Source organism: Rathayibacter sp. AY1E3 (assembly GCF_002932235.1).
Taxonomy (GTDB): Bacteria; Actinomycetota; Actinomycetes; order Actinomycetales; family Microbacteriaceae; genus Rathayibacter.
In genome coordinates this window covers 37,926-60,059 of the sequence record NZ_PSVN01000008.1, presented here as the reverse complement: position 1 = coordinate 60,059, position 22,134 = coordinate 37,926, and the positions used below count along the sequence as shown (strand labels likewise).

The window sequence follows — 22,134 nt, the reverse complement described above, 5'->3', positions numbered from 1 at the left end:
GCCCTTAGAGCTTGCCGGCGACGAACTCGGTGACGTCGACGAGGCGGTTGGAGTAGCCCCACTCGTTGTCGTACCAGGAGGCGACCTTGACCTGGCTGCCGATGACCTTCGTGAGGCCCGCGTCGAAGATCGACGAGTGCGGGTCGGTCACGATGTCGCTCGAGACGATCGGGTCCTCGGTGTACTTGAGGATGCCCTTGAGGTCTCCCTCGGAGGCCGCCTTGTACGCCGCGTTGATCTCCTCGACGGTGGCGGGCTTGGTCAGCTCGACGGTGAGGTCGGTGATCGAGCCGGTCGGGACCGGGACGCGGAGGGCGTAGCCGTCGAGCTTGCCGACGAGCTCCGGGATGACCAGGCCGAGCGCCTTGGCGGCACCGGTCGAGGTCGGGATGATGTTGACGGCGGCGGCGCGGGCGCGACGCAGGTCGCTGTGCGGGCCGTCCTGGAGGTTCTGGTCGGCGGTGTAGGCGTGGACCGTGGTCATCAGGCCGCGCTCGATGCCGAAGTTGTCGAGCAGCACCTTGGCGAGCGGCGCGAGGCAGTTCGTGGTGCAGGACGCGTTCGAGATGATGTCGTGCGTCGCGGGGTCGTAGGTGTTCTCGTTCACGCCGAGGACCAGGGTCGCGACGTCGCTGCCGGTGGCGGGAGCGGAGACGATGACCTTCTTGGCACCCGCGGTGATGTGCTTGCGCGCGTCCTCCGACTTGGTGAAGCGGCCGGTCGACTCGATGACGACGTCGACTCCCAGCTCGCCCCAGGGGAGGTTCGCGGGGTCGCGCTCCTCGAGGACGATGATCGGCTTGCCGTTGACGACGATGCGGTCGCCGTCGAGCTCGACGGTCGCGTCGAGGCGGCCCGTGATGGAGTCGTACTTCAGGAGGTGCGCGAGGGCCTTGTTGTCGGTGAGGTCGTTGACCGCGACGATCTCGAGGTCGCTGCCCTTGGCGAGGGCTGCACGGAAGAAGTTACGGCCGATACGGCCGAAGCCGTTGATGCCGATCTTGACGGACACAGATATCTCCTGGTGAGGAAAGGCACCTCGACGGTGCAGTGGAGGGGTGGAAGCCGACGACAGGGCGTCCCGGACGCGGGGCCCGGGACGCCGAGATCGCTACGACAGTAGCAGCAGGCCCGAAGTCTTCTCGCGGGCCTTCTCGAAGCGCGCGGAGACGTCGGCCCAGTTCACGATGTTCCAGAACGCCTTGACGTAGTCGGCCTTCACGTTGACGTAGTCGAGGTAGAAGGCGTGCTCCCACATGTCGAGGAGGAGGACCGGGACGGTCGCCGCGGCGAGGTTGCCCTGGTGGTCGTAGAGCTGCTCGATGATGAGCTTCTCGCCGAGCGAGTCCCAGGCGAGGATCGACCAGCCGGAGCCCTGGATGCCGAGGGCCGAGGCGGTGAAGTGGGCGCGGAACTTGTCGAACGACCCGAAGTTGTCGTCGATGGCCGCGGCGAGCTCGCCGACGGGCTTGTCGCCGCCGTCCGGCGAGAGGTTGTTCCAGAACACGGTGTGGTTCACGTGACCGGCGAGGTTGAAGGCGAGGTCCTTCTGGAGCTTGTTCACGTTCGCGAGGTTCTCGCTGTCGCGAGCCTCCTGCAGCGAGGCGAGGGCGGTGTTCGCCCCGGCCACGTACGTCGCGTGGTGCTTGTCGTGGTGGAGCTCCATGATCCGCCCACTGATGTTCGGCTCGAGGGCCGAGTAGTCGTAGGGCAGTTCGGCGAGCGTGTAGTCAGCCATGTGCGATCTCCTGTTCGTGGTCGTCGCTCCCGTGCGACCCGCCGGCGTCTCGGCGTCCTCCGCGAGGCGGAGGAGGAGGGCCGGGAGTGTCCTGAGCGACCCGGTCAGTCTAGCGAGGGGGCCCCTCCGCGTTCGGAGGGCTTGCGTTGTTCGACCAGGAGACACTCAGCGTTCGCCGGGCGGGGCGCGCCGTGCGGCCGGGCCTACAGGTCCTGCAGCTCTGCCGGGAGGTTCGCGTCGGTGCCCGGGATGTCGAGGTCGGACGCGCGCTTGTCGGCCATCGCGAGGAGGCGGCGGATGCGGCCGGCGACGGCGTCCTTCGTCATCGGCGGATCGGCGTGGTGGCCGAGCTCGTCGAGGCTCGCGTCGCGGTGGGCGAGGCGCAGGCGCCCGGCGTAGCGGAGGTGCTCGGGGATGTCGTCGCCCAGGATCTCCATCGCGCGCTCGACGCGGGCGCACGCCGCGACGGCGGCCTGGGCGGAGCGGCGGAGGTTCGCGTCGTCGAAGTTGACGAGGCGGTTCGCGGTCGCCCGCACCTCGCGGCGCTGGCGCAGCTCCTCCCAGCTCGCGACGGTCGCGGTCGCGCCCATCAGGGTGAGCATCGCGCTGATGCTCTCGCCGTCGCGGATGACGACCCGGTGGACGCCGCGCACCTCGCGGGACTTGGCCTGGACTCCCAGGCGTCCGGCGGCTCCGACGATCGCCATGGCCGCCTCGTTGCCGGGGCAGATGATCTCGAGCGCCGCGGAGCGGCCCGGGTCGGTCAGCGAGCCCTGGGCGAGGAAGGCGCCGCGCCACAGGGCGGCGAGCTCCTCGCGGGAGCCGGTCGTGAGGCGGTTGGGCAGGCCGCGGACGGGCCGGCCCCGCTGGTCGAGGAGGCCGGTCTGCCGGGCGAGGGTGTCCCCGCCCTCGACGACGCGCACCAGCCAGCTCGTGGTCCTCCGGGATCCGCCGGCCGAGACGATGCTGCCCTCGCTGCGGACGCCGTACAGCTCGGCGAGGTCGCGGCGCACGCGGGTCGCGAGCGGGGCGGAGTCGAGCTCGACCTCGACCGCGAGGCGGTTGGAGATGATGTGCAGTCCTCCGGAGAAGCGGAGGATGGTCGCCAGTTCGGCGGCACGGACGGTGTTCTTGCGCGAGACGATCGCGACCAGTTCGCCCTTGACGTCTGCGGTGAGGGCCACGGAGTCTTCCTTACGTCGGGTGCGCGGCTGAGCGCGCGGGGATCATTCTCGGCCGAGGTCGCGGTGCGCCACGTTGACGGCGACGCCCGGCAGCTCGGCCAGACGGGCCGCGACACGGCCCGCGACCGCGACGGAGCGGTGCTTGCCTCCCGTGCAGCCGATCGCGATGGTCGCGTGGCGCTTGTTCTCGCGCTGGTAGCCGTCGAGCACGGGGCGCAGGGCCCGGGAGTAGGAGTCGATGAACTCCTCGGCGCCCTGCTGGGCCAGCACGTAGTCTCTCACCTCTTCGTCGAGACCCGTGTGTGGACGCAGCTCCGGGATCCAGTACGGGTTCGGCAGGAACCGCGCGTCGGCCACCATGTCGGCGTCCGTCGGCAGCCCGTACTTGAAGCCGAAGCTCATCACCGTGACCTGGAGGCCCGCGCGGCCGGCCTCGGCGAAGCGCTCGGTGATGCTGGTGGCCAGCTGGTGGATGTTGAGGTCCGAGGTGTCGATGACGATGTCGGCCGACTCCCGCAGCTGAGCGAGGCGCGTCCGCTCGGCGGAGATGCCGTCGAGGAGGGTCCCCCGGCCCTGCAGCGGGTGCGGACGGCGCACCTGCTCGAAGCGGCGGACGAGCGCGGCGTCGGTGGCCTCGAGGAACACCACTCGGAGGTCGACCCCGGCGCGCAGCTCGCGGACGATGTCGCCGAGGTCCTCGAAGAAGTCGCGTCCGCGGACGTCGACGACCGCCGCGATCTTCGGCAGCGTGTCCCCCGCACGCTGCGCCAGGTCGACCAGCGGGCGCAGCATCTGCGGCGGCAGGTTGTCGACGACGTACCAGCCGAGGTCCTCCAGCGCGTTCGCGGCCGTGGACCGGCCCGCTCCGGACATCCCCGTGACGATCAGCACGTCCTGCTGCTCGCTCTCCGTGCTCATGCGCTCTCCGTGCTCGTGTCTGCTCGTGTCCTCGGTGCCGGGCACCGGCCGCTCTCCCCCGGAGCGCGGGCCTCCAGCCTAGGGCGTGCCCCCGACGGCGGACCCGTCCGGATGCAGGTGCGCGTGGATCGCGCCCGCCAGCGTCGGGCCGATCCCCTTGACCTCGGCGATCTCGGCCTCGCCCGCCTCGCGGAGCCGGGCGACGGATCCGAAGTGCTTCAGCAGGTCGCGGACTCGCGTGCCTCCGAGCCCGGGCACCTCGGCCAGCTGCGACGAGATGTCGCGCTTGCGACGCGTCCTCTGGTGGGTGATCGCGAAGCGGTGCGCCTCGTCGCGGATGCGCTGGAAGAGGAAGAGCGCATCGCTGTTGCGCGGCAGGATGACGGGGAAGTCGGAGTCCGGCAGCCAGATCTCCTCGAGGCGCTTGGCGATCCCGCAGAGGGTGATGCCGGTCACCCCGGACTGGTCGAGCGCGCGCTGCGCCGCCGCGACCTGCGGCTGGCCGCCGTCGACGATCAGCAGCTGCGGGGGGTACGAGAACTTGCGCCGCTTGGCCTCGCCGGTCTCGGGGTCGACCGCCGCGGGCTCGACCGGCTCGCGGAGGTAGGCGAGGCGGCGGGTGAGCACCTGGTACAGCGACTCGGTGTCGTCCGTCGACTCCGCGATGGAGAACCGCCGGTACTGGTCCTTCCGCGCGAGCCCGTCCTCGAAGACCACCATCGAGGCGACGATGTTGGTGCCGCTGAGGTGGGAGACGTCGTAGCACTCCATCCGGAGCGGCGCCTCGCTCATGCCGAGGGCGTCGCGGATGTCCTCCAGAGCCTGCGTCCGAGCGGTGAAGTCGGCGGAGCGGCGGGTCTTGTAGAGCATCAGCGAGTGCTTCGCGTTCTGCGTCGCCGTCTCGAGAAGGGCGGCCTTGTCTCCGCGCTGGGCCGCTCGGAGGCGCACGTTCGTGCCGCGCAGTCCGCTCAGCCACTCCTCGAGCGCCTCGGTGTCCTCGGGCAGCTCCGGCACGACGACCTCCCGGGGCGGGACGTCGCCGGTCTCGTAGGCGGCCTGGAGGGCCGTGTCGACGAGCTCCGCCGTGCTCATGTCGAGCTCCTTGTCGACGACCCAGCCCCGCTCGCCGCGGATGCGCCCGCCGCGGACCCGGAACTGCTGCACGGAGGCGGCGAGCTCGTCGTGGACGATCGCGTAGAGGTCGACGTCCACGTTGTCCTTGAGCACGACCGCGCTCTTGGCGAGGACCGCGTCGAGGGCGGCGGCCTGATCGCGCAGCTTCCCCGCGCGCTCGTACTCCATCGCCGCCGCGGCCTCGCGCATCTCCTTCTCGAGCTCGCCGATCATCCGGCGGTCGTGGCTGCCCATGAAGGCGACGAAGCGGTCGACCATCTCGCGGTGCTCGGCGAAGGTGACGCGGTGGGAGCAGGGCCCGCCGCAGCGGCCGATCTGCGACGCGAAGCAGGGCTTGCCGCTCTGCATGGCGCGCTTGTAGTTGGAGTCGTTGCAGGTCCTGATCGGGAACGCCTTGATCATCAGGTCGATCGTCTCGTGGATCGCCCAGATCTTGGGGTAGGGCCCGAAGTAGCGGGCCTTCCTGATCTTGGCGTTCCGCGTGACCATCACCCGCGGGGCCTCGTCGCCGAGCGTCACCGCCATGTAGGGGTAGGACTTGTCGTCGCGGAACTTGACGTTGAAGGGTGGATCGAACTCGTTGATCCAGGTGAACTCGAGCTGCAGGGCCTCGACGTCGGTGCCGACGACGGTCCACTCGACCCCGGAGGCCGAGGTGACCATCCGGCGGGTGCGCTCGTGCAGGCTCGGCAGCGGGGCGAAGTAGTTGCTCAGCCGCGCGCGGAGGTTCTTGGCCTTGCCCACGTAGAGCACCCGCCCCCGGGCGTCCGTGAAGCGGTACACGCCCGGGAGGGTCGGGATCTCACCCGGCTTCGGCCGGAAGTCGACTGTCTGCGCCATGCCTCTCGCTCGCGTCAGCCGAGGATCTCGGCGAGGAACATGCCGGTGTGGCTGCCCTCGACCTTCGCCACGTGCTCGGGGGTGCCCACCGCGACCACCTGTCCGCCGCCGGCGCCGCCCTCGGGACCCATGTCGATCAGCCAGTCGGCCGACTTGATGACGTCGAGGTTGTGCTCGATGGTGATCACCGTGTTGCCCTTGTCGACCAGGCCGTTGAGGACGAGGAGGAGCTTGCGGACGTCCTCGAAGTGCAGGCCCGTCGTCGGCTCGTCGAGCACGTAGACGCTGCGGCCGTTGGAGCGGCGCTGGAGCTCGGTCGCCAGCTTGACGCGCTGCGCCTCGCCGCCGGAGAGCGTGGTCGCGCTCTGCCCGAGGCGGACGTAGCCGAGGCCCACCTCCACCAGCGTGCGGAGGAAGCGGTGGATCGCCGTGATCGGCTCGAAGAAGTCGGCCGCCTCGGCGATCGGCATGTCGAGCACCTCGGCGATGTTCTTACCCTTGTAGTGCACGGTCAGGGTGTCGCGGTTGTAGCGCGCTCCCCCGCAGACCTCGCACGCCACGTAGACGTCGGGCAGGAAGTTCATCTCGATCTTGATGGTGCCGTCGCCCGAGCAGGCCTCGCAGCGGCCGCCCTTGACGTTGAAGCTGAAGCGGCCGGGCAGGTACCCCCGCGCCTTCGCCTCGGTGGTCTCGGCGAAGAGGTTGCGGATGCGGTCGAACACGCCCGTGTAGGTGGCGGGGTTCGAGCGCGGCGTGCGGCCGATCGGATTCTGGTCGACGTGCACGACCTTGTCGAGGTTCTCGAGGCCGGTGACGCGCGTGTGCTTGCCCGGCACCTTGCGGGCGCCGTTGAGCTGGTTGGCGAGCACGCGGTAGAGGATGTCGTTCACGAGGGTGCTCTTGCCGGAGCCGGAGACCCCGGTGACCGCGACGAACGTGCCGAGCGGGAACTCCGCGTCGACCTTGCGGAGGTTGTTGGCGTTCGCCCCGACGACCTTGATCATCCGCTTGCGGTCGATCTTCCGCCGCTTCTTCGGGACCTCGATCGCCTTGCGGCCCGAGACGTAGTCGCCGGTGAGCGAGTGGGTGTTCTCGAGCAGCGACTCGTAGGAGCCGGAGTGCACGACCTTGCCGCCGTTGACCCCGGCGCCCGGGCCGATGTCGACGATCCAGTCGGCGGTGCGGATGGTGTCCTCGTCGTGCTCGACCACGATCAGCGTGTTGCCCAGGTCGCGCAGCTTGATGAGGGTGTCGATCAGGCGGCGGTTGTCGCGCTGGTGCAGGCCGATGCTCGGCTCGTCGAGCACGTAGAGCACGCCGGTCAGCCCGGAGCCGATCTGGGTCGCCAGGCGGATGCGCTGCGCCTCGCCGCCCGACAGGGAGGCGGCGGCGCGCGAGAGGTTGAGGTAGTTGAGCCCGACTTCGATGAGGAAGTCGATGCGCGCGCGGATCTCGCGCAGCACCTGCGCGGCGATGTGCGCCTCGCGGTCGGTCAGCTCGAGCCGGCTCATGAAGTCCTGGGCGTCGCCGAGGCTGAGGTCGGCCACGTCCGCGATGCTCGCCCCGTGCACGAGCACGGCGAGCACCTCGGGCTTGAGGCGGGAGCCCTTGCACACGGGGCAGGGCACCTCGCGGAGGAACTCGGACCAGCGGGTGCGCTGGACGTCGGTCTCGGCCTGGACGAACTGGCGCTCGATGTAGGGCACGACGCCCTCGAAGCCCGAGGTGTAGCTCATCTCGCGGCCGTAGCGGTTCTTCCACTTGACCTTGACCTCGAAGTTGTCGCCGTGGAGGACGGCCTGCTGCACCTCGGTGCTGAGGCGCTTCCACGGGGTGGTGAGCGTGAAGCCGAGGTCGCGGGAGAGGCCGTCGAGCAGCTTCTCGTAGTACTGGAACAGGCCCTTGCCCTGGGTGGTCCAGGGGATGATGACGCCCTCGGCGATGCTCAGGTCGGGGTCGCCGAGCAGCAGCTCGTCGTCGACCGACATGCGCGTGCCGAGGCCCGAGCACTCCGGGCAGGCGCCGAAGGGCGCGTTGAAGGAGAAGGTCCGCGGCTCGATCTCGGTCAGCGAGATCGGGTGGTTGTTGGGGCAGGACAGCTTCTCGGAGTAGGTGGTCCAGGCGCCGTCGCCCTCGCCGTCGACGTAGTTGATCTGCACGATGCCGTCGGTGAGCCGCAGGGCCGTCTCGAGCGAGTCGGTGAGGCGCCCGAGGATGTCGGGGCCGGCCACGAGCCGGTCGACCACGACGGAGATGTCGTGCTTGTACTGCTTCTTGAGCACCGGCGGCTCGCTCAGCTGGACGAGCTTCCCGTCCACCATGGCGCGGGAGTAGCCGCCCGCGGTCAGCTCCTTGAAGAGGTCGACGAACTCGCCCTTCTTCTGCGAGACGACGGGGCTGAGGATCTGGTAGCGGGTACCGGTCTCGAGCTCCATCAGCTGGTCGGCGATCTGCTGCACGGTCTGCGCGGAGATCCGCTCGCTGCAGATGGGGCAGTGCGGGACGCCGATGCGCGCCCAGAGCAGACGCATGTAGTCGAAGATCTCGGTGATCGTGCCGACGGTGGAGCGCGGGTTGCGGTTCGTCGACTTTTGGTCGATCGAGACCGCGGGGCTGAGGCCCTCGATGAAGTCGACGTCCGGCCGGTCCACCTGCCCGAGGAACTGGCGGGCGTACGCGGAGAGGGACTCGACGTAGCGCCGCTGGCCCTCCGCGAAGATCGTGTCGAAGGCCAGGGAGGACTTGCCCGAGCCCGAGAGACCGGTGAACACCACCATCGAGTCGCGCGGGATCTCGAGGTCGACGTTCTGCAGGTTGTGCACCCGCGCGCCGCTCACCACCAGCTTCGAGGACGACTCGTCGAGCGAGGAGACGAAGCGGTGGAAGGAGGGAGAGGGGGTGGAGGAGGGGTCCGTAACGGCGTTCAGGATCGACACTCCGAAAGTGTATGCGGAGCCACCGACATCGCCCGTGGCGTTCGCTGGGCGCTGATCCGCGGGCCCCTCCCCTTGCGGATCAGCGCCCCCGATCAGGACAGGTGCCCGGCCTTCTCCATCTGGCGGAGCTCGCGCTTGAGCTCCTGGACCTCGTCCCGCAGCCGGGCCGCGAGCTCGAACTTGAGCTCGCCCGCCGCCTGGAGCATCTGCCCGTTGAGGTCGGAGATGATCGCCTCGAGGTCGTTGCCGCCGTTCGCGGCGAGACCCTGGCGGCGCAGGTTCGGCGTCGGACTCTTCTTCTTGGCGTCGCGCCCGGCGAGCAGCTTGGCGGTGTCGGCCCCCTCGCGGGCGAGGGCGTCGGTGATGTCGGCGATCTTCTTCCGCAGCGGTGTCGGGTCGATGCCGTGGTCGAGGTTGTAGGCGACCTGCTTCTCGCGTCGGCGGTCGGTCTCGTCGATCGCGAGCCGCATCGAGTCCGTCACCTTGTCGGCGTACATGTGGACCTCGCCCGAGACGTTGCGCGCCGCACGGCCGATCGTCTGGATGAGCGACGTGGACGAGCGGAGGAAGCCCTCCTTGTCGGCGTCGAGGATCGCCACGAGCGAGACCTCGGGCAGGTCGAGCCCCTCGCGCAGCAGGTTGATGCCGACCAGGACGTCGTAGACGCCCGCCCGCAGCTCCGAGAGGAGCTCGACGCGGCGCAGGGTGTCGACATCGGAGTGCAGGTAGCGGACGCGGACGCCCGCCTCCGTGAGGAAGTCGGTGAGCTCCTCGGCCATGCGCTTCGTCAGCGTCGTGACGAGCACGCGCTCGTCGCGCTCGGTGCGGCGCTTGATCTCCTCGAGCAGGTCGTCGATCTGGCCCTTCGTCGGCTTGACGACGATCTCGGGGTCGATCAGGCCGGTCGGGCGGATGATCTGCTCAACGATGCCGTCGGCGATGCCCATCTCGTAGCGGCCCGGGGTCGCCGAGAGGTAGACGGTCTGACCGACGCGCGACTTGAACTCCTCCCACTTCAGGGGCCGGTTGTCCATCGCCGAGGGCAGGCGGAAGCCGTGCTCGACCAGCGTGCGCTTGCGGGAGGCGTCGCCCTCGTACATCGCACCGATCTGCGGCACAGTCACGTGCGACTCGTCGATCACGACGAGGAAGTCGTCCGGGAAGTAGTCGAGCAGGCAGTGCGGGGCCTCGCCCGACTCGCGGCCGTCGATGTGGCGGGAGTAGTTCTCGATGCCGGAGCAGAATCCGATCTGCTGCATCATCTCGAGATCGAAGGTCGTGCGCATCCGCAGGCGCTGCGCCTCGAGGAGCTTGTTCTGCTTCTCGAGGTCGGCCAGGCGCACCTCGAGCTCCTGCTGGATGGTGTCGATCGCACGGTGCATGACGTCCTGGCTGGCGACGTAGTGCGAGCCGGGGAAGACCGACACGGAGTCGAGCTTCCGGACGATGTCGCCGGTGAGCGGGTGGAGCGTGTAGAGCGCCTCGATCTCGTCGCCGAACATCTCGATCCGGATCGCGAGCTCTTCGTACATCGGGATGATCTCGATCGTGTCGCCCCGCACCCGGAAGGTGCCGCGGGCGAAGTCGACGTCGTTGCGCGCGTACTGCATCGACACGAACTTGCGGATGAGGCGGTCCCGATCGACCCGCTGGCCGACCTGGAGCGCCACCATCGCCTCGAGGTACTGCTCGGGCTGGCCGAGGCCGTAGATGCACGAGACGGTCGACACCACGATCACGTCGCGGCGGCTCAGGAGCGAGTTCGTGGTGGAGTGGCGCAGCCGCTCGACCTCGGCGTTGACCGAGCTGTCCTTCTCGATGAAGGTGTCCGTCTGCGGGACGTAGGCCTCGGGCTGGTAGTAGTCGTAGTACGAGACGAAGTACTCGACGGCGTTGTTGGGGAACAGCTCGCGGAACTCGTTGGCGAGCTGCGCGGCGAGGGTCTTGTTGTGCGCGAGCACGAGCGTGGGGCGCTGCACGGCCTCGACGAGCCAGGCCGTGGTCGCGGACTTGCCGGTTCCGGTGGCGCCCAGCAGGACGACATCGGTCTCGCCGGCGTTGATGCGGGCGCTCAGATCGGCGATCGCGCCGGGCTGGTCACCGCTCGGCTTGTACTCGCTGATGACCTCGAACGGGTGCACGGCACGGGTTGGCTCCATGGTTCGAAGCGTAGCCGCGACCACCGACACCGGACGGCGCGTGCGCTGGCGGCGAACGGGGGTGCGCTCTCCGGCCGGGCCGCTCGGTCACGAGGGCGGGTGTCGGGGAGGGACCGTCAGCGGGCGAGCCGCTCCCACAGCGCGTCGGTCCGAGCGAGCGTGTCCTCCAGCGTGCCGGAGGAGTCGATCACGACGTCGGCGAGGGCGAGGCGCTCCTCGTCGCTCGCCTGCGACGAGACCCGCGCCCGCGCCTCCTCCTCGGTCAATCCCCGGCGGGCGACGAGACGCTCGATGCGGAGGTGCTGCGGCGCGTGCACGACGACCACCTCGTCGAACTCCCCCGCTCCTCGGCCCTCGGCCAGGAGGGGGACGTCGTAGACGACCACCGCGTCCGGGTCCGCCTCGGCGGCCTCCGCGAACAGCCGCTGCGAGCGGAGCGTCACCGCCGGATGGGTGATCGCATTGAGGTCGGCGCGGGCCGCCGCGTCCGAGAAGACGATCGCGCCGAGCGCCGGGCGGTCCAGCGCGCCGTCCGCGCGGATCACGGACGGGCCGAAGCGCTCGGCGATCGCCGCCAGCGCCGGCTCCCCCGGCTCGACGACCTCGCGCGCGAGGACGTCGGCGTCGACCACCACCGCTCCGTGCTCGGCGAGACGGCGGGCGACAGTGGACTTGCCCGAGGCGATGCCTCCGGTGAGGGCGACGAGATGCACCCGGCCACCCTACCCAGCGCCGTCGCCCGGAACGCCGAACGGCCGGCCCCCGAGGGGACCGGCCGTTCGATGCGATGTGCTCGCGATCAGTTGTTCGAGGACAGCTTCTCGCGGAGCGCGGCGAGCGACTCGTCGTCGGCGAGGGTGCCGCCGGTGGTCGACTCGCTGGTGAAGCCGGCGCCGACCGAGACGCCCTCGGAGACGGTGGCCGCCTCCTCCTGCGACTTGGCCACCTGGGCCTTGTGGGCCTCCCAGCGCGCCTGAGCAGCGGCGTACTCCTGCTCCCAGGCCTCGCGCTGCGACTCGAAGCCCTCGCGCCACTCGTTGGTCTCGGGGTCGAAGCCCTCGGGGTACTTGTAGTTCCCCTGGTCGTCGTACTCCGTGGCCATGCCGTAGAGCGCCGGGTCGAACTCGGTGCCCTCGGGGTCGACGTTCTCGTTCGCCTGCTTGAGCGAGAGGGAGATGCGGCGACGGTCGAGGTCGATGTCGATGACCTTGACGAACACCTCTTCGCCGACCGACACGACCTGCTCGGCGAGCTCGACGTGCTTGCCCGACAGCTCGGAGATGTGGACGAGGCCCTCGATGCCGTCCGCGACGCGGACGAAGGCACCGAACGGGACCAGCTTCGTGACCTTGCCCGGCGCGACCTGTCCGATCGCGTGGGTGCGGGCGAAGACCTGCCACGGGTCCTCCTGGGTCGCCTTGAGCGAGAGCGACACGCGCTCGCGGTCGAGGTCGACCTCGAGGATCTCGACGGTGACCTCCTGGCCCACCTCGACGACCTCGGAGGCGTGCTCGATGTGCTTCCAGGAGAGCTCGGAGACGTGGACGAGACCGTCGACGCCGCCGAGGTCGACGAACGCACCGAAGTTGACGATCGACGACACGACGCCCTTGCGGACCTGACCCTTGTGCAGGTTGTTCAGGAACGTGGTGCGGCTCTCGGACTGGGTCTGCTCGAGGAGCGCGCGACGCGACAGGACCACGTTGTTGCGGTTCTTGTCGAGCTCGAGGATCTTCGCCTCGATCTCCTGGCCGAGGTACGGCGTGAGGTCGCGGACGCGGCGCAGCTCGATGAGCGAGGCCGGGAGGAAGCCGCGGAGGCCGATGTCGACGATGAGACCGCCCTTGACGACCTCGATGACCGAGCCGGTGACGACGCCGTCCGACTCCTTGATCTTCTCGACGTCGCCCCACGCGCGCTCGTACTGCGCACGCTTCTTGGACAGGATCAGGCGACCCTCCTTGTCCTCCTTCTGGAGGACGAGGGCCTCGACGCTGTCGCCCACGTTGACGACCTCGGAGGGGTCGACGTCGTGCTTGATGGAGAGCTCGCGCGAGGGGATGACGCCCTCGGTCTTGTAGCCGACGTCGAGGAGGACCTCGTCGCGGTCGATCTTCACGACGGTGCCTTCGATGAGGTCTCCGTCGTTGAAGAACTTCAGAGTCTTTTCGACCGCGGCAAGAAAGTCTTCAGCAGACCCGATGTCGTTGATCGCGACCTGCTTGGTTGCCTTGTCGGTCGTTGCGGTTGTCATTAAGGGATGCTCCAGGATGGATGGGTCTCGGGCGGCGGCCGCCGGCGGGCCTCGCGGCTCGGCGGAGTGGTGACCACTGCGGTGGTGAGGGATGTGCCTCCGGCCCGGGAGCCGCGCTCGGCCGGCCGGAGGACCGGCCTTCCTCGCGCGCCGCGGGCACGGCGGCGCCACAGATGTGACACCCCAGCTTAGACGCCCCGGGAGGCGCACGGCAATCTCGCCGCGCCCGTCCAAGCGCGGGTTCCGGAGTCAGCCGGCGAGGGAGGAGCGGAGGGTGTCGAGACCGACGCCGCCGAGGTCGAGCGCCCTCCGGTGGAAGGCCGCGAGCGAGAACGCGGCGCCCTCGCGCGCCTCCGCCTCGTCGCGCAGCTGCTCCCAGATCCGCTGCCCGATCTTGTAGGACGGAGCCTGCCCCGGCCAGCCGAGGTACCGGTTCACCTCGAAGCGCACGAACGCGTCGTCCATGTTCACGTTGGCCCGCATGAAGTCGAGGGCCGACTCGGCGGTCCAGACGGTGCCGGAGCCCGGCATCGGCTTCTGGAGGTGCACGCCGATGTCCAGCACGACGCGCGCCGCGCGCATCCGCTGGCCGTCGAGCATGCCCAGGCGGTCGGCCGGGTCGTCGAGGTAGCCGAAGCGCTCCATCAGCCGCTCCGCGTAGAGCGCCCAGCCCTCGGCGTGGCCGGAGGTCCCGGCGAGCTGACGGCGCCAGGTGTTGAGGCGGGCGCGGTTGTGGACGGCCTGGCCGATCTGCAGGTGGTGGCCCGGGACGCCCTCGTGGTAGACCGTGGTCAGCTCCCGCCAGGTGGCGAACTCGGTGACTCCGGCCGGGACCGACCACCACATCCGCCCCGGGCGCGAGAAGTCGTCGCTCGGACCGGTGTAGTAGATGCCGCCCTCCTGGGTCGGCGCGATCCTGCACTCGAGGCGGCGCACCTCCTCCGGGATGTCGAAGGCGGTGCCGGCGAGCTCGCGGACGGAGCGGTCGCTGGTCTCCTGCATCCAGGCCTGCAGAGCGTCGACGCCGTGCAGAGTGCGGGCCGGGTCCGCCTCGAGGTGGGCGATCGCCTCGGCGACGGAGGCGCCGGGCAGGATCTCGCGCGCGATCGCCTCCTGCTCGGACGTCATGCGGGCCAGCTCCTCGATCCCCCACTCGTAGGTCTCGTCGAGGTCGACGACAGCGCCGAGGAAGCGGCGGGAGTGCAGCGCGTACAGCTCCCGGCCGACGGCGTCCTGCTCGGTCGCGGCGGGGGCGAGCTCGCCCCGGAGGAACTGCGCGAGCGACCCGTAGGCGGCCGAGGAACGGCGGGCGCCGTCCTCCAGTCGCTGAGCGAGCGACGCGGGCAGGGATCCGGCGGCGGGAGCGGCCTCCGCGGCCAGCTCGGCGAAGAACCCGCGGGGAGCGGCGATCTTCCGCGCCTGCTCGGCGACGAGCTCGACCTGGCGGCGGGCGGGGACCACGCCGGTGCGGATCCCCTCGCGCAGGGTCTCCGCGTAGCCCTCGAGGGCGGCCGGCACGGCCAGCAGCCGCTCGGCGACCGCCTCCCAGTCGGCGACCTCGTCCGTCGGCATCAGGTCGAAGACGTCGCGCAGCTCCTGCGCCGGAGACGCGATCACGTTGAGGTCCCGCAGCGGCAGACCGGCGTCGTGCCCCTCCAGGGAGAGCCGGAGCTCGGCGCCGAGGTCGGCGGCCGTGACGCGGTCGACGTCGTCCACGGGGTCGGCGGCCTCGAGCTCGGCGAGGGCCGAGGCGGTCGCCGCCCGGGCCTGCTCGAGACCGGCCGGCGAGTAGTCGCCCAGACGGCCGTTCGCGCCGCTGCGTCCGATCGCGGTGCCGAGGGTGGGGTCGAGGTCGACGAGCGTGTCGACCCAGCGCTCGGCGACGGCGTCGACGGCGGTGGGCTCGCGGGGGGTGTCGGTGCTCATGCCTCCGAGCCTAGCCAGGCCCTGCGGCCGGCTCAGTGCGCGGCGACGTCCCAGTCGGACCCGTGGCCCACCTGCACCTCGAGCGGGACGCTCAGGTCGGCGGCACCCGCCATCCGGCCGCGTACGACCGCCTCGAGCGGCTCCTCCTCGCCGGGGGCGACGTCGAAGATCAGCTCGTCGTGCACCTGGAGGAGCATCCGCGAGCCGAGCCCCTGCTCGTCGAGGTCGGCCTGCACGCCGATCATCGCGCGCTTCATGATGTCGGCGGCCGAGCCCTGGATCGGCGAGTTGAGTGCCGCCCTCTCGGCGTTGTCGCGGAGGACGCGGTTCGCGCTCTGCAGGTCGGGGAACGGACGCCGGCGTCCGAAGATCGTCTCGGTGTAGCCGGTCTCGCGGGCCTGCTCGACGACGCTGCGGAGGTAGTCGCGCACCGCGCCGAAGCGGACGAAGTAGTCGGTCATCAGCTGCTTGGCCTCGGCGCTCGAGATGCGCAGCTGCTTCGACAGGCCGAAGGCGCTCAGGCCGTAGGCGAGACCGTACGACATCGCCTTGACCTTGTTGCGCATGGCCGAGGTGACGTCGCCCGGATCGACGCCGAAGATCCGCGATCCGACGAAGCGGTGCAGGTCCTCGCCGGAGTGGAAGGCCTCGATCAGCCCGGCGTCCCCGGAGAGGTGCGCCATGATCCGCATCTCGATCTGCGAGTAGTCGGCGGTGAGGAGGGTGCTCGCCTCCGCTCCGTGGACGAAGGCGGTGCGGATGCGGCGGCCCACCTCGCTGCGGACGGGGATGTTCTGCAGGTTCGGGTCGTTGGAGGAGATCCGGCCGGTGGCCGTGCCGGTCTGGTCGTAGCTGGTGTGGATCCGGCCGTCGGCGGTGACCGACTTCTCGAGCGTCTCGATGATCTGCTTGAGCTTGGTCGCGTCGCGGTGCTCGAGGAGCAGCCCGAGGAACGGGTGCGGGTGGGACTCCTGCAGGTCGGCGAGGGCGGAGGCGTCGGTGGTGTAGCCCGTCTTCGTGGCCCGGGTGCGCGGCATGTCGAGCTCCTCGAAGAGGACCTGCTGCAGCTGCTTGGGCGAGCCGAGGTTCATCTCGTGACCGATCTCGGCGAACGCGCGGCTCGCGAGGTCGGCGGCCGAGACGGTCAGCTCGGCGCGGAGGCGCGCCAGCACGTCGGCGTCGATCGCGACGCCGGTGAGCTCCATCGTCGCGAGGACCTGGACGATCGGCAGCTCGATGTCGACGAGCACCGAGAGCATCCCCTCGCCCAGCCGCTCGCGCAGCGGAGCGACGAGCCGGTACGCGTACCAGGCCTCGGTGGCGGGCCCCATCGGCTCGACGGTGGGGACCAGCTGGTTCGGGTCGCCCTGCGCCATGGTCTCGTCGAGGTGCTGCGCGACCTGCGCCGCGAGCGTGGCCGGATGCCCGGTGGGCTGCACCAGCCAGGAGGCGACGCGGGTGTCGAACGCGAGCCCCGCGACGGGGAGTCCGGCCCTCCGCAGCGCCTTGATCTGGGGCTTCGCGTCGGCGAAGTACTTGGGGGCGGGCCCAGCCAGCCACTGCTCGAGCGCGGTGTAGTCGGGCCGCTCGGCGGCCCACGGGACGAACGCCGTCTCCTTCTCGACCGCGAGGCCCACACCCTCGAGCCCGCCGGCTCCGAGCAGGACCTGCACGGCGACGGGCGCGGTGCCCTTCGCCGACACGCGGTCGAGCCAGTGCGCGAGCTCCTCGTCGACCAGGGTGCGGACGGCGGGTGCGGAGGTCGTGACCACGTCGCCCGCCAGGGCCGCGGCAGCGCCGTCGACGCCCTCCTCCGCGGCGATCGTGAGGACCCGCTCCTGCAGGGTCTTGAACTCGAGGCGGCTGAAGATCTCGCGGACCGCGTCGGGATCGATCGGACGGCGCGTCAGATCGTGCGGCCCGAGGGGGAGCTCGACGTCCGTCACCAGCCGGTTGAGGCGGCGGTTGCGGAGCGCGTTCTCCTTCTGCTCGCGCAGCTTCTCGCCGACCACGCCCTTGATCTCGTCGGCGTGGGCGATGATGTCGGCGACCGTGCCGTACTGGTTGACCCACTTCGCGGCCGTCTTGGGGCCGACCTTGTCGACGCCGGGCAGGTTGTCGCTGGTCTCGCCGACGAGGGCGGCGATCTCGGGGTACTGGTGCGGCTCGACGCCGTACTTCTCGAACACCTTGTCGCGGTCGTAGCGGGTGAGCTGCGAGACGCCCTGGGTGGAGGGGTAGAGCAGGGTGACGTCCGGGGTCACCAGCTGGATGGTGTCGCGATCGCCCGAGACGACCAGCACGCGGAAGCCGGCCTCGGCCCCCTGGCGCGCGAGCGTCGCGAGGATGTCGTCGGCCTCGAAGTCCTCCTTCGAGACGGTCCGGATGTTCATGGCGTGCAGCGCCTCCTCGAGGAGGGGGACCTGGCCCTTGAACTCGGGCGGCGTCTCGCCGCGGGTGCCCTTGTACTCCGGGTACTCGCGCGTGCGGAACGAGTAGCGGGAGATGTCGAACGCGACGCCGAGGTGGGTCGGCTTCTCGTTCTTCAGCAGCAGGATCAGCATCGAGAGGAAGCCGTGGATGGCGTTCGTGTGCTGGCCCTCGCGGGTCTGGAAGCTGTCGACCGGGAGCGCGTAGAACGCCCGGAACGCCAGGGAATGGCCGTCGACGAGCAGGAGGGTAGGCTGTTCCGGATCTGACACAGGGCCAGACTACACAGCGCCTCCGACACCGGATCGGCCCGCTCGCGCCCGCCGGTCAGGGCCGCTCCGAGGCTCCAGCGCGAGGAGCGACGTGACCGAGCCGACCCCCACCACGACCGCCTGGATCCGCCCGCCCGCGCTCGACCTGGTCGCCGGGATCGGCCGCGGCATGGGCGAGCTCGCCGAGCGGATGGGGATCCTCTGGCACGAGCTCACCCCGCAGCACTCGGTGGCCTCGATGCCCGTCCAGGGCAACCGGCAGCCGGTCGGCATCCTGCACGGCGGCGCGCACGTCGTGCTCGCCGAGTCGATGGGCTCGATCGCGGCGAACGTGCACGCCGGCGCGGGCCGCCTGGCGATGGGCATCGAGCTGAACGCGAGCCACAGCCGGTCGGTCCACTCGGGCTTCGTGATCGCCACCTGCGACGCGATCCACCTGGGCTCCACCCTCACCACCCACGAGATCGTCGTGCGCGACCAGGAGGGGCGCCGCCTCTCCACCGTGCGGATCACCAACATCATCCGCGACGCCCGCTGACGGGAGCGGACGGGTCCCCCTCGCGGGAGCGGTGCGCGAGGACCGCGCCCAGGACCGCGACCGTCGTCGGGACCGCCCGCGCCTGCGCGCGACCGGGGATCGACCGGTCGGCCGCGCCGCTCGGGGACCCGGCACCGCGGCGAGCGGCACTGTCAAGCGACGGCGCGCGACTGTGCCCGGTGGTGCCCGAAGGGCGACACTGAGCGGATGAGCCTTCGCCATCTCCTCAAGAGCCTCCCGTCCATGCCCTCCGAGCTGCCCTCGTTCGATGCGGAGGCGGCTCCGGCCGATCCTCTCGAGCTGTTCGCGCAGTGGCTCGAGGAGGCGAAGGACGCGGGCCAGCTCCTCCCCCACGGCGCCACGCTCTCCACCGCCTCCGACGACGGCACCGTCTCGGCGCGCGTGCTCGTGCTGCGCGAGATCGACGAGGCGGGCTGGGCGTTCTCCACCCATGCCACCAGCCCCAAGGGACGCGCCATGGAGGAGAACCCGCACGCCGCGCTGACCTTCTTCTGGCCGGTCCAGGGCCGTCAGGTCCGGGTCGAGGGCCGGGTCGACCGCGCCTCCGCGCAGGAGTCGGCCGACGACTTCCGCCGCCGCTCCGAGGCCGCTCGCACCGCCCTGCTCGTCGGACGCCAGAGCGAGCCGATGCGCAGCGCGCAGGACTTCGGCCTCGTCACGCTCCAGACCAGCGTCGCCGTGGGCTGCTCACCCGCGACGCTCGACCGGGAGTGGGCCGTCTACCGCGTCGTGCCCGAGCGCATCGAGTTCTGGCAGGGCTCGACCGCGCCGGAGCAGGATCACACCCGTCTCGAGTACCGCCCGGGAACGACGGAGGCGGGCGGCTCCCCGTGGGAGCGCACCCGCCTCTGGCCCTGAGGCCGTGGGCCCTCGGGCCCGGCCTCGCGCTACGCCTTCTTCGTGCTCAGCTGCTCGATGATCGCCTGCGCGACGTCGTGCATGGTGAGCCGGCGGTCCATGGAGGCCTTCTGGATCCAGCGGAAAGCCTCGGGCTCGGTGAGCCCCATCTTCTCATTGAGCAGGCCCTTGGCGCGGTCGACGAGCTTGCGGGTCTCGAAGCGCTCGACCATGTCGGCGACCTCGGCCTCGAGGGTGAGGATCTGGGCGTACCGCGAGAGGGCGATCTCGATCGCGGGCAGCAGGTCGTTGGGCGTGAAGGGCTTCACGACGTAGGCGAGCGCTCCGGCCTCGCTGGCGCGCTCGACGAGCTCCTTCTGGCTGAAGGCGGTGAGCAGGACGACGGGCGCGATGTGCGCCTTCGAGAGGCGCTCGGCCGCCGAGATGCCGTCGAGCTGGGGCATCTTGACGTCCATGATGACGAGATCGGGGCGCAGCTCGGTGGCGAGGGCCACAGCGGTCTCTCCGTCGCCGGCCTCGCCGACGACCTCGAAGCCGTTGTCGCGGAGGATCTCCACGATGTCGAGGCGGATGAGGGATTCGTCTTCGGCGACGACGACCCGACGGGGTGCGGTCGACGAGGGTTCCTGGTCAGTCACGCCGATGAGCCTACGGTATTCTCGACGGGCTGGTGATGAGCCGGTGTGGCGGAATGGCAGACGCGGGGCACTCAAAATGCTCTGTCCGAGAGGGCTTGTGGGTTCGAGTCCCACCACCGGTACCCGCCTGGTCGCGCGGTGCGCGCCTCCGCTCGCTAGCGTCGTCGGATGAGCACCGACCCCTGGCCCCTGTTCTCGCTGGAGCTGCGCACGCCGCGGCTCGAGCTGCATCCGGTCCGCGACGCCGACCTCGGCCCTCTCGCCGAGGCAGCCCTCGCGGGCGTGCACGAGAGCGGCCGCTCGCCGTTCCCCTCCCCCTGGGCCGAGGCGCCGGCGGAGCGCCTGCCCGGCGAGCTCGCCCGCTTCCACTGGTCGCAGCGCGCGCAGACGACGCGGGAGTCGTGGCGCATCGCGTTCGCCGTGGTCGAGGACGGCCGCGTCGTCGGCTGCCAGGACGTGGTCGCCGAGTCCTTCGCCGCCACCCGCACCCTGACCTCGGGCTCGTGGCTCACCCGCTCGGCGCAGGGCCGCGGCCTCGGGCAGGAGATGCGCGCCGCCGTCCTCCTCCTCGCCTTCGACCACCTCGGAGCCGAGGTCGCCGAGAGCGCCGCTCTCGCCTGGAACACCCGCTCGATCCGGGTCTCGGAGACCCTCGGCTACCGGCCGAACGGGACGCACCGGATCGTCGGTCCGGACGGTATGTCGGTCGAGGAGCTGCGGTTCCGCGTCACGCCGGAGACTTTGGTGCGGCCGGAATGGACGCTGGAGGCCTCGGGGATCGACGCCGCACGAGCGGTCCTCGTCCAGGACCCGCTCGGTCCGCCCTCCCCCGTCTGATTCACCAGAACATCGTGCCCGGCGAGCCCTTGAACGGACCGACCACGCGCGAGGTGATCCAGCCGCCGTAGAAGTCGCCCGGCTGCGGCTGGACCGCCTCGCCGTCGACCGTGCAGGAGTCCATCCGGCCGGGGTAGAGGGCGACGGTGTCGACGAGGGCCTCGAAGCCGGCCATCGGCTCGGGGTACGTCCAGCCCGCCGCCTCCGCGACCGCTCCTCCTCCCCCGCGCACGGTCAGGTAGGAGGCCGCGCCCTTGAACTCGCAGATGCTGCGGCCGGGCGCGGGCTCGAGCGCCCCGGGCGCGAACGAGGACACGGGGAGGTAGTAGACGGGAGGGTGGCTCGTCTCGAGGACGCGGAGAGCGTCGCGGGACTCGGCGACGACGACGCCGCCCAGCCGCACGACCACGTGCTCGGTGGTGGTCTCGACCCTCGGGGGTCGCGGGTAGTCCCAGACGGATTCCTGGCCCTCGGCGGGCGGCACGCGCTTCATCCCGCTCACGCTACGCGGCGGGGAGCGGTGCTCCGGCGCCTCCCAGAGGATGCCCGGGCGGACGCCGCGGCTCCGCAGATCCCCGCCGCCGGGACGCGCGGGGGCCCCGGTCGCGTAACGTCGTCCCTGCGGCGGAACCCCGAGCCCGCGCGCAGAAGGAATCCAGAGTGCCCACCGAATGCATCCACGGCCTCGACATCGCGCTCTGCGACGTCTGCACCCCGAAGAAGCTCCCCGAGCAGGTCGGCCGTGCCACCCGCACCCCCGCGCGCGTGCCCGGGACCTCCCGTGCGGCCACCGCCCGCGCCGCCGCCCGCGGCACGGCGCGCGAGAAGCCCCTGCCGAAGGTCGACATCGCCGCGCAGCGGATCTACCACGTCACCCACCTCGACAACCTCGAGGCGATCGTCGCCGCCGGCGCGATCCTGGCGGACCAGCAGCTCCAGGAGCGCCCCGCGATCGACGTCAGCGCCGAGACCACCCGCGAGCACCGCCGTGCCGTGCAGGTGAAGGACGGCGTCAGCGTCGCCGGCTTCGTGCCCTTCTTCCTCTCCCCCGACGCCGCCCTCTGGGCCGACCTGCGCGGCGAGCGTGTCGCTCCGCACTGGTCGCCGAGCGCCCACGAGACCACCGCCTCGCAGTACGTCGTCCTGGTGGGCTCGCTCGCCTCCGCCCCGGTGCTGAGCGACGGCGACGCCTCCCACGTCCTCACGCGCTTCACCGAGGGCGACGCGCTCGTGCGCACCTTCGCGCGCCTCCTGGTCGACGAGCCGGCCCTGCGCAGCGCGGAGGCGCTCGTGCCCGAGCGCTTCCCGCTCGAGGGCGTCGCGACGGTCGGCGTGGCGTCGGTCGCCGCCCGCAACCGCGTCAAGGCTCTCTTCGAGGGCATCGACGCCTCTCCCCGCGTCGCCGTCTATCCGCCGTGGTTCCACCCGGTGGCCGAGGAGGAGTGACCCGG

At 70.8% G+C, this 22,134-nt stretch carries 17 protein-coding genes and 1 tRNA gene; 5 read left to right on the top strand and 13 right to left on the bottom strand.

Going from position 1 to position 22,134, the window contains the following annotated elements:
• Positions 1-4: 4 nt before the first annotated feature.
• From gap to polA, 11 genes are all read right to left on the bottom strand, one after another.
• Positions 5-1,012: a type I glyceraldehyde-3-phosphate dehydrogenase gene (gene gap / locus C5C53_RS08515; RefSeq protein ID WP_104221909.1), complete on the bottom strand. Its 1,008-nt coding sequence runs from the start codon at positions 1,010-1,012 to the stop codon at positions 5-7.
• 99 nt (positions 1,013-1,111) lie between these two features.
• Positions 1,112-1,738 carry a superoxide dismutase gene (locus C5C53_RS08510; protein ID WP_104221907.1) on the bottom strand — a complete coding sequence of 209 codons (627 nt, stop codon included), beginning with the start codon at positions 1,736-1,738 and terminating at the stop codon, positions 1,112-1,114.
• A gap of 203 nt (positions 1,739-1,941) precedes the next feature.
• Positions 1,942-2,922: a DNA-binding protein WhiA gene (whiA, locus tag C5C53_RS08505; RefSeq protein WP_104221905.1), complete on the bottom strand. Its 981-nt coding sequence runs from the start codon at positions 2,920-2,922 to the stop codon at positions 1,942-1,944.
• 42 nt (positions 2,923-2,964) lie between these two features.
• The gene (gene rapZ, locus C5C53_RS08500) at positions 2,965-3,840 is read right to left on the bottom strand and encodes an RNase adapter RapZ (protein WP_097166020.1); all 876 of its coding nucleotides are present in this window, start codon (positions 3,838-3,840) and stop codon (positions 2,965-2,967) included.
• 78 nt (positions 3,841-3,918) lie between these two features.
• A complete protein-coding gene (gene uvrC / locus C5C53_RS08495; protein ID WP_104267316.1) occupies positions 3,919-5,814 on the bottom strand; it encodes an excinuclease ABC subunit UvrC in 1,896 nt (631 codons plus the stop codon).
• A gap of 14 nt (positions 5,815-5,828) precedes the next feature.
• Entirely contained in the window at positions 5,829-8,654 is a 2,826-nt protein-coding gene (uvrA, locus tag C5C53_RS08490) for an excinuclease ABC subunit UvrA (RefSeq protein ID WP_244229661.1), read from the bottom strand.
• Between the two features lie 188 nt (positions 8,655-8,842).
• The gene (uvrB, locus tag C5C53_RS08485; protein WP_104221901.1) at positions 8,843-10,909 is read right to left on the bottom strand and encodes an excinuclease ABC subunit UvrB; all 2,067 of its coding nucleotides are present in this window, start codon (positions 10,907-10,909) and stop codon (positions 8,843-8,845) included.
• 116 nt (positions 10,910-11,025) lie between these two features.
• A complete protein-coding gene (gene coaE, locus C5C53_RS08480) occupies positions 11,026-11,622 on the bottom strand; it encodes a dephospho-CoA kinase (RefSeq protein WP_104267315.1) in 597 nt (198 codons plus the stop codon).
• An 86-nt stretch (positions 11,623-11,708) separates the two neighbouring features.
• Positions 11,709-13,163, bottom strand: coding sequence for a 30S ribosomal protein S1 (rpsA, locus tag C5C53_RS08475; RefSeq protein ID WP_104221897.1), 1,455 nt, complete (start codon positions 13,161-13,163; stop codon positions 11,709-11,711).
• A 249-nt stretch (positions 13,164-13,412) separates the two neighbouring features.
• The gene (locus tag C5C53_RS08470) at positions 13,413-15,089 is read right to left on the bottom strand and encodes a DUF885 domain-containing protein (RefSeq protein WP_104267314.1); all 1,677 of its coding nucleotides are present in this window, start codon (positions 15,087-15,089) and stop codon (positions 13,413-13,415) included.
• A gap of 32 nt (positions 15,090-15,121) precedes the next feature.
• Complete coding sequence (gene polA / locus C5C53_RS08465; RefSeq protein WP_104267313.1) at positions 15,122-17,791, bottom strand: DNA polymerase I; 2,670 nt, start codon at positions 17,789-17,791, stop codon at positions 15,122-15,124.
• A 91-nt stretch (positions 17,792-17,882) separates the two neighbouring features.
• Between polA and C5C53_RS08460 the strand changes: the two genes are divergently transcribed.
• Together C5C53_RS08460 and C5C53_RS08455 are read left to right on the top strand one after the other, a co-directional pair.
• The gene (locus tag C5C53_RS08460) at positions 17,883-18,329 is read left to right on the top strand and encodes a PaaI family thioesterase (RefSeq protein WP_374954337.1); all 447 of its coding nucleotides are present in this window, start codon (positions 17,883-17,885) and stop codon (positions 18,327-18,329) included.
• Between the two features lie 207 nt (positions 18,330-18,536).
• Positions 18,537-19,208: a pyridoxal 5'-phosphate synthase gene (locus C5C53_RS08455; protein ID WP_104267312.1), complete on the top strand. Its 672-nt coding sequence runs from the start codon at positions 18,537-18,539 to the stop codon at positions 19,206-19,208.
• A gap of 29 nt (positions 19,209-19,237) precedes the next feature.
• Here C5C53_RS08455 and C5C53_RS08450 read toward each other — a convergent pair whose 3' ends face one another.
• Positions 19,238-19,846, bottom strand: a complete 609-nt coding sequence (locus C5C53_RS08450; RefSeq protein WP_104221889.1) for an ANTAR domain-containing response regulator — start codon at positions 19,844-19,846, stop codon at positions 19,238-19,240.
• A gap of 39 nt (positions 19,847-19,885) precedes the next feature.
• Between C5C53_RS08450 and C5C53_RS08445 the strand changes: the two genes are divergently transcribed.
• Together C5C53_RS08445 and C5C53_RS08440 are read left to right on the top strand one after the other, a co-directional pair.
• Positions 19,886-19,968: transfer RNA gene (locus C5C53_RS08445), tRNA-Leu, on the top strand.
• 46 nt (positions 19,969-20,014) lie between these two features.
• Complete coding sequence (locus C5C53_RS08440; protein ID WP_104267311.1) at positions 20,015-20,683, top strand: GNAT family N-acetyltransferase; 669 nt, start codon at positions 20,015-20,017, stop codon at positions 20,681-20,683.
• A gap of 1 nt (position 20,684) precedes the next feature.
• Here the strand turns inward: C5C53_RS08440 and C5C53_RS08435 are convergent, their stop codons facing one another.
• Entirely contained in the window at positions 20,685-21,176 is a 492-nt protein-coding gene (locus C5C53_RS08435) for a DUF427 domain-containing protein (protein WP_104221885.1), read from the bottom strand.
• Positions 21,177-21,343: 167 nt separating this feature from the next.
• On the opposite strand from C5C53_RS08435, the gene C5C53_RS08430 reads away from it, so the two are divergent.
• Complete coding sequence (locus C5C53_RS08430) at positions 21,344-22,129, top strand: DarT ssDNA thymidine ADP-ribosyltransferase family protein (RefSeq protein WP_104267310.1); 786 nt, start codon at positions 21,344-21,346, stop codon at positions 22,127-22,129.
• Positions 22,130-22,134: the final 5 nt, after the last annotated feature.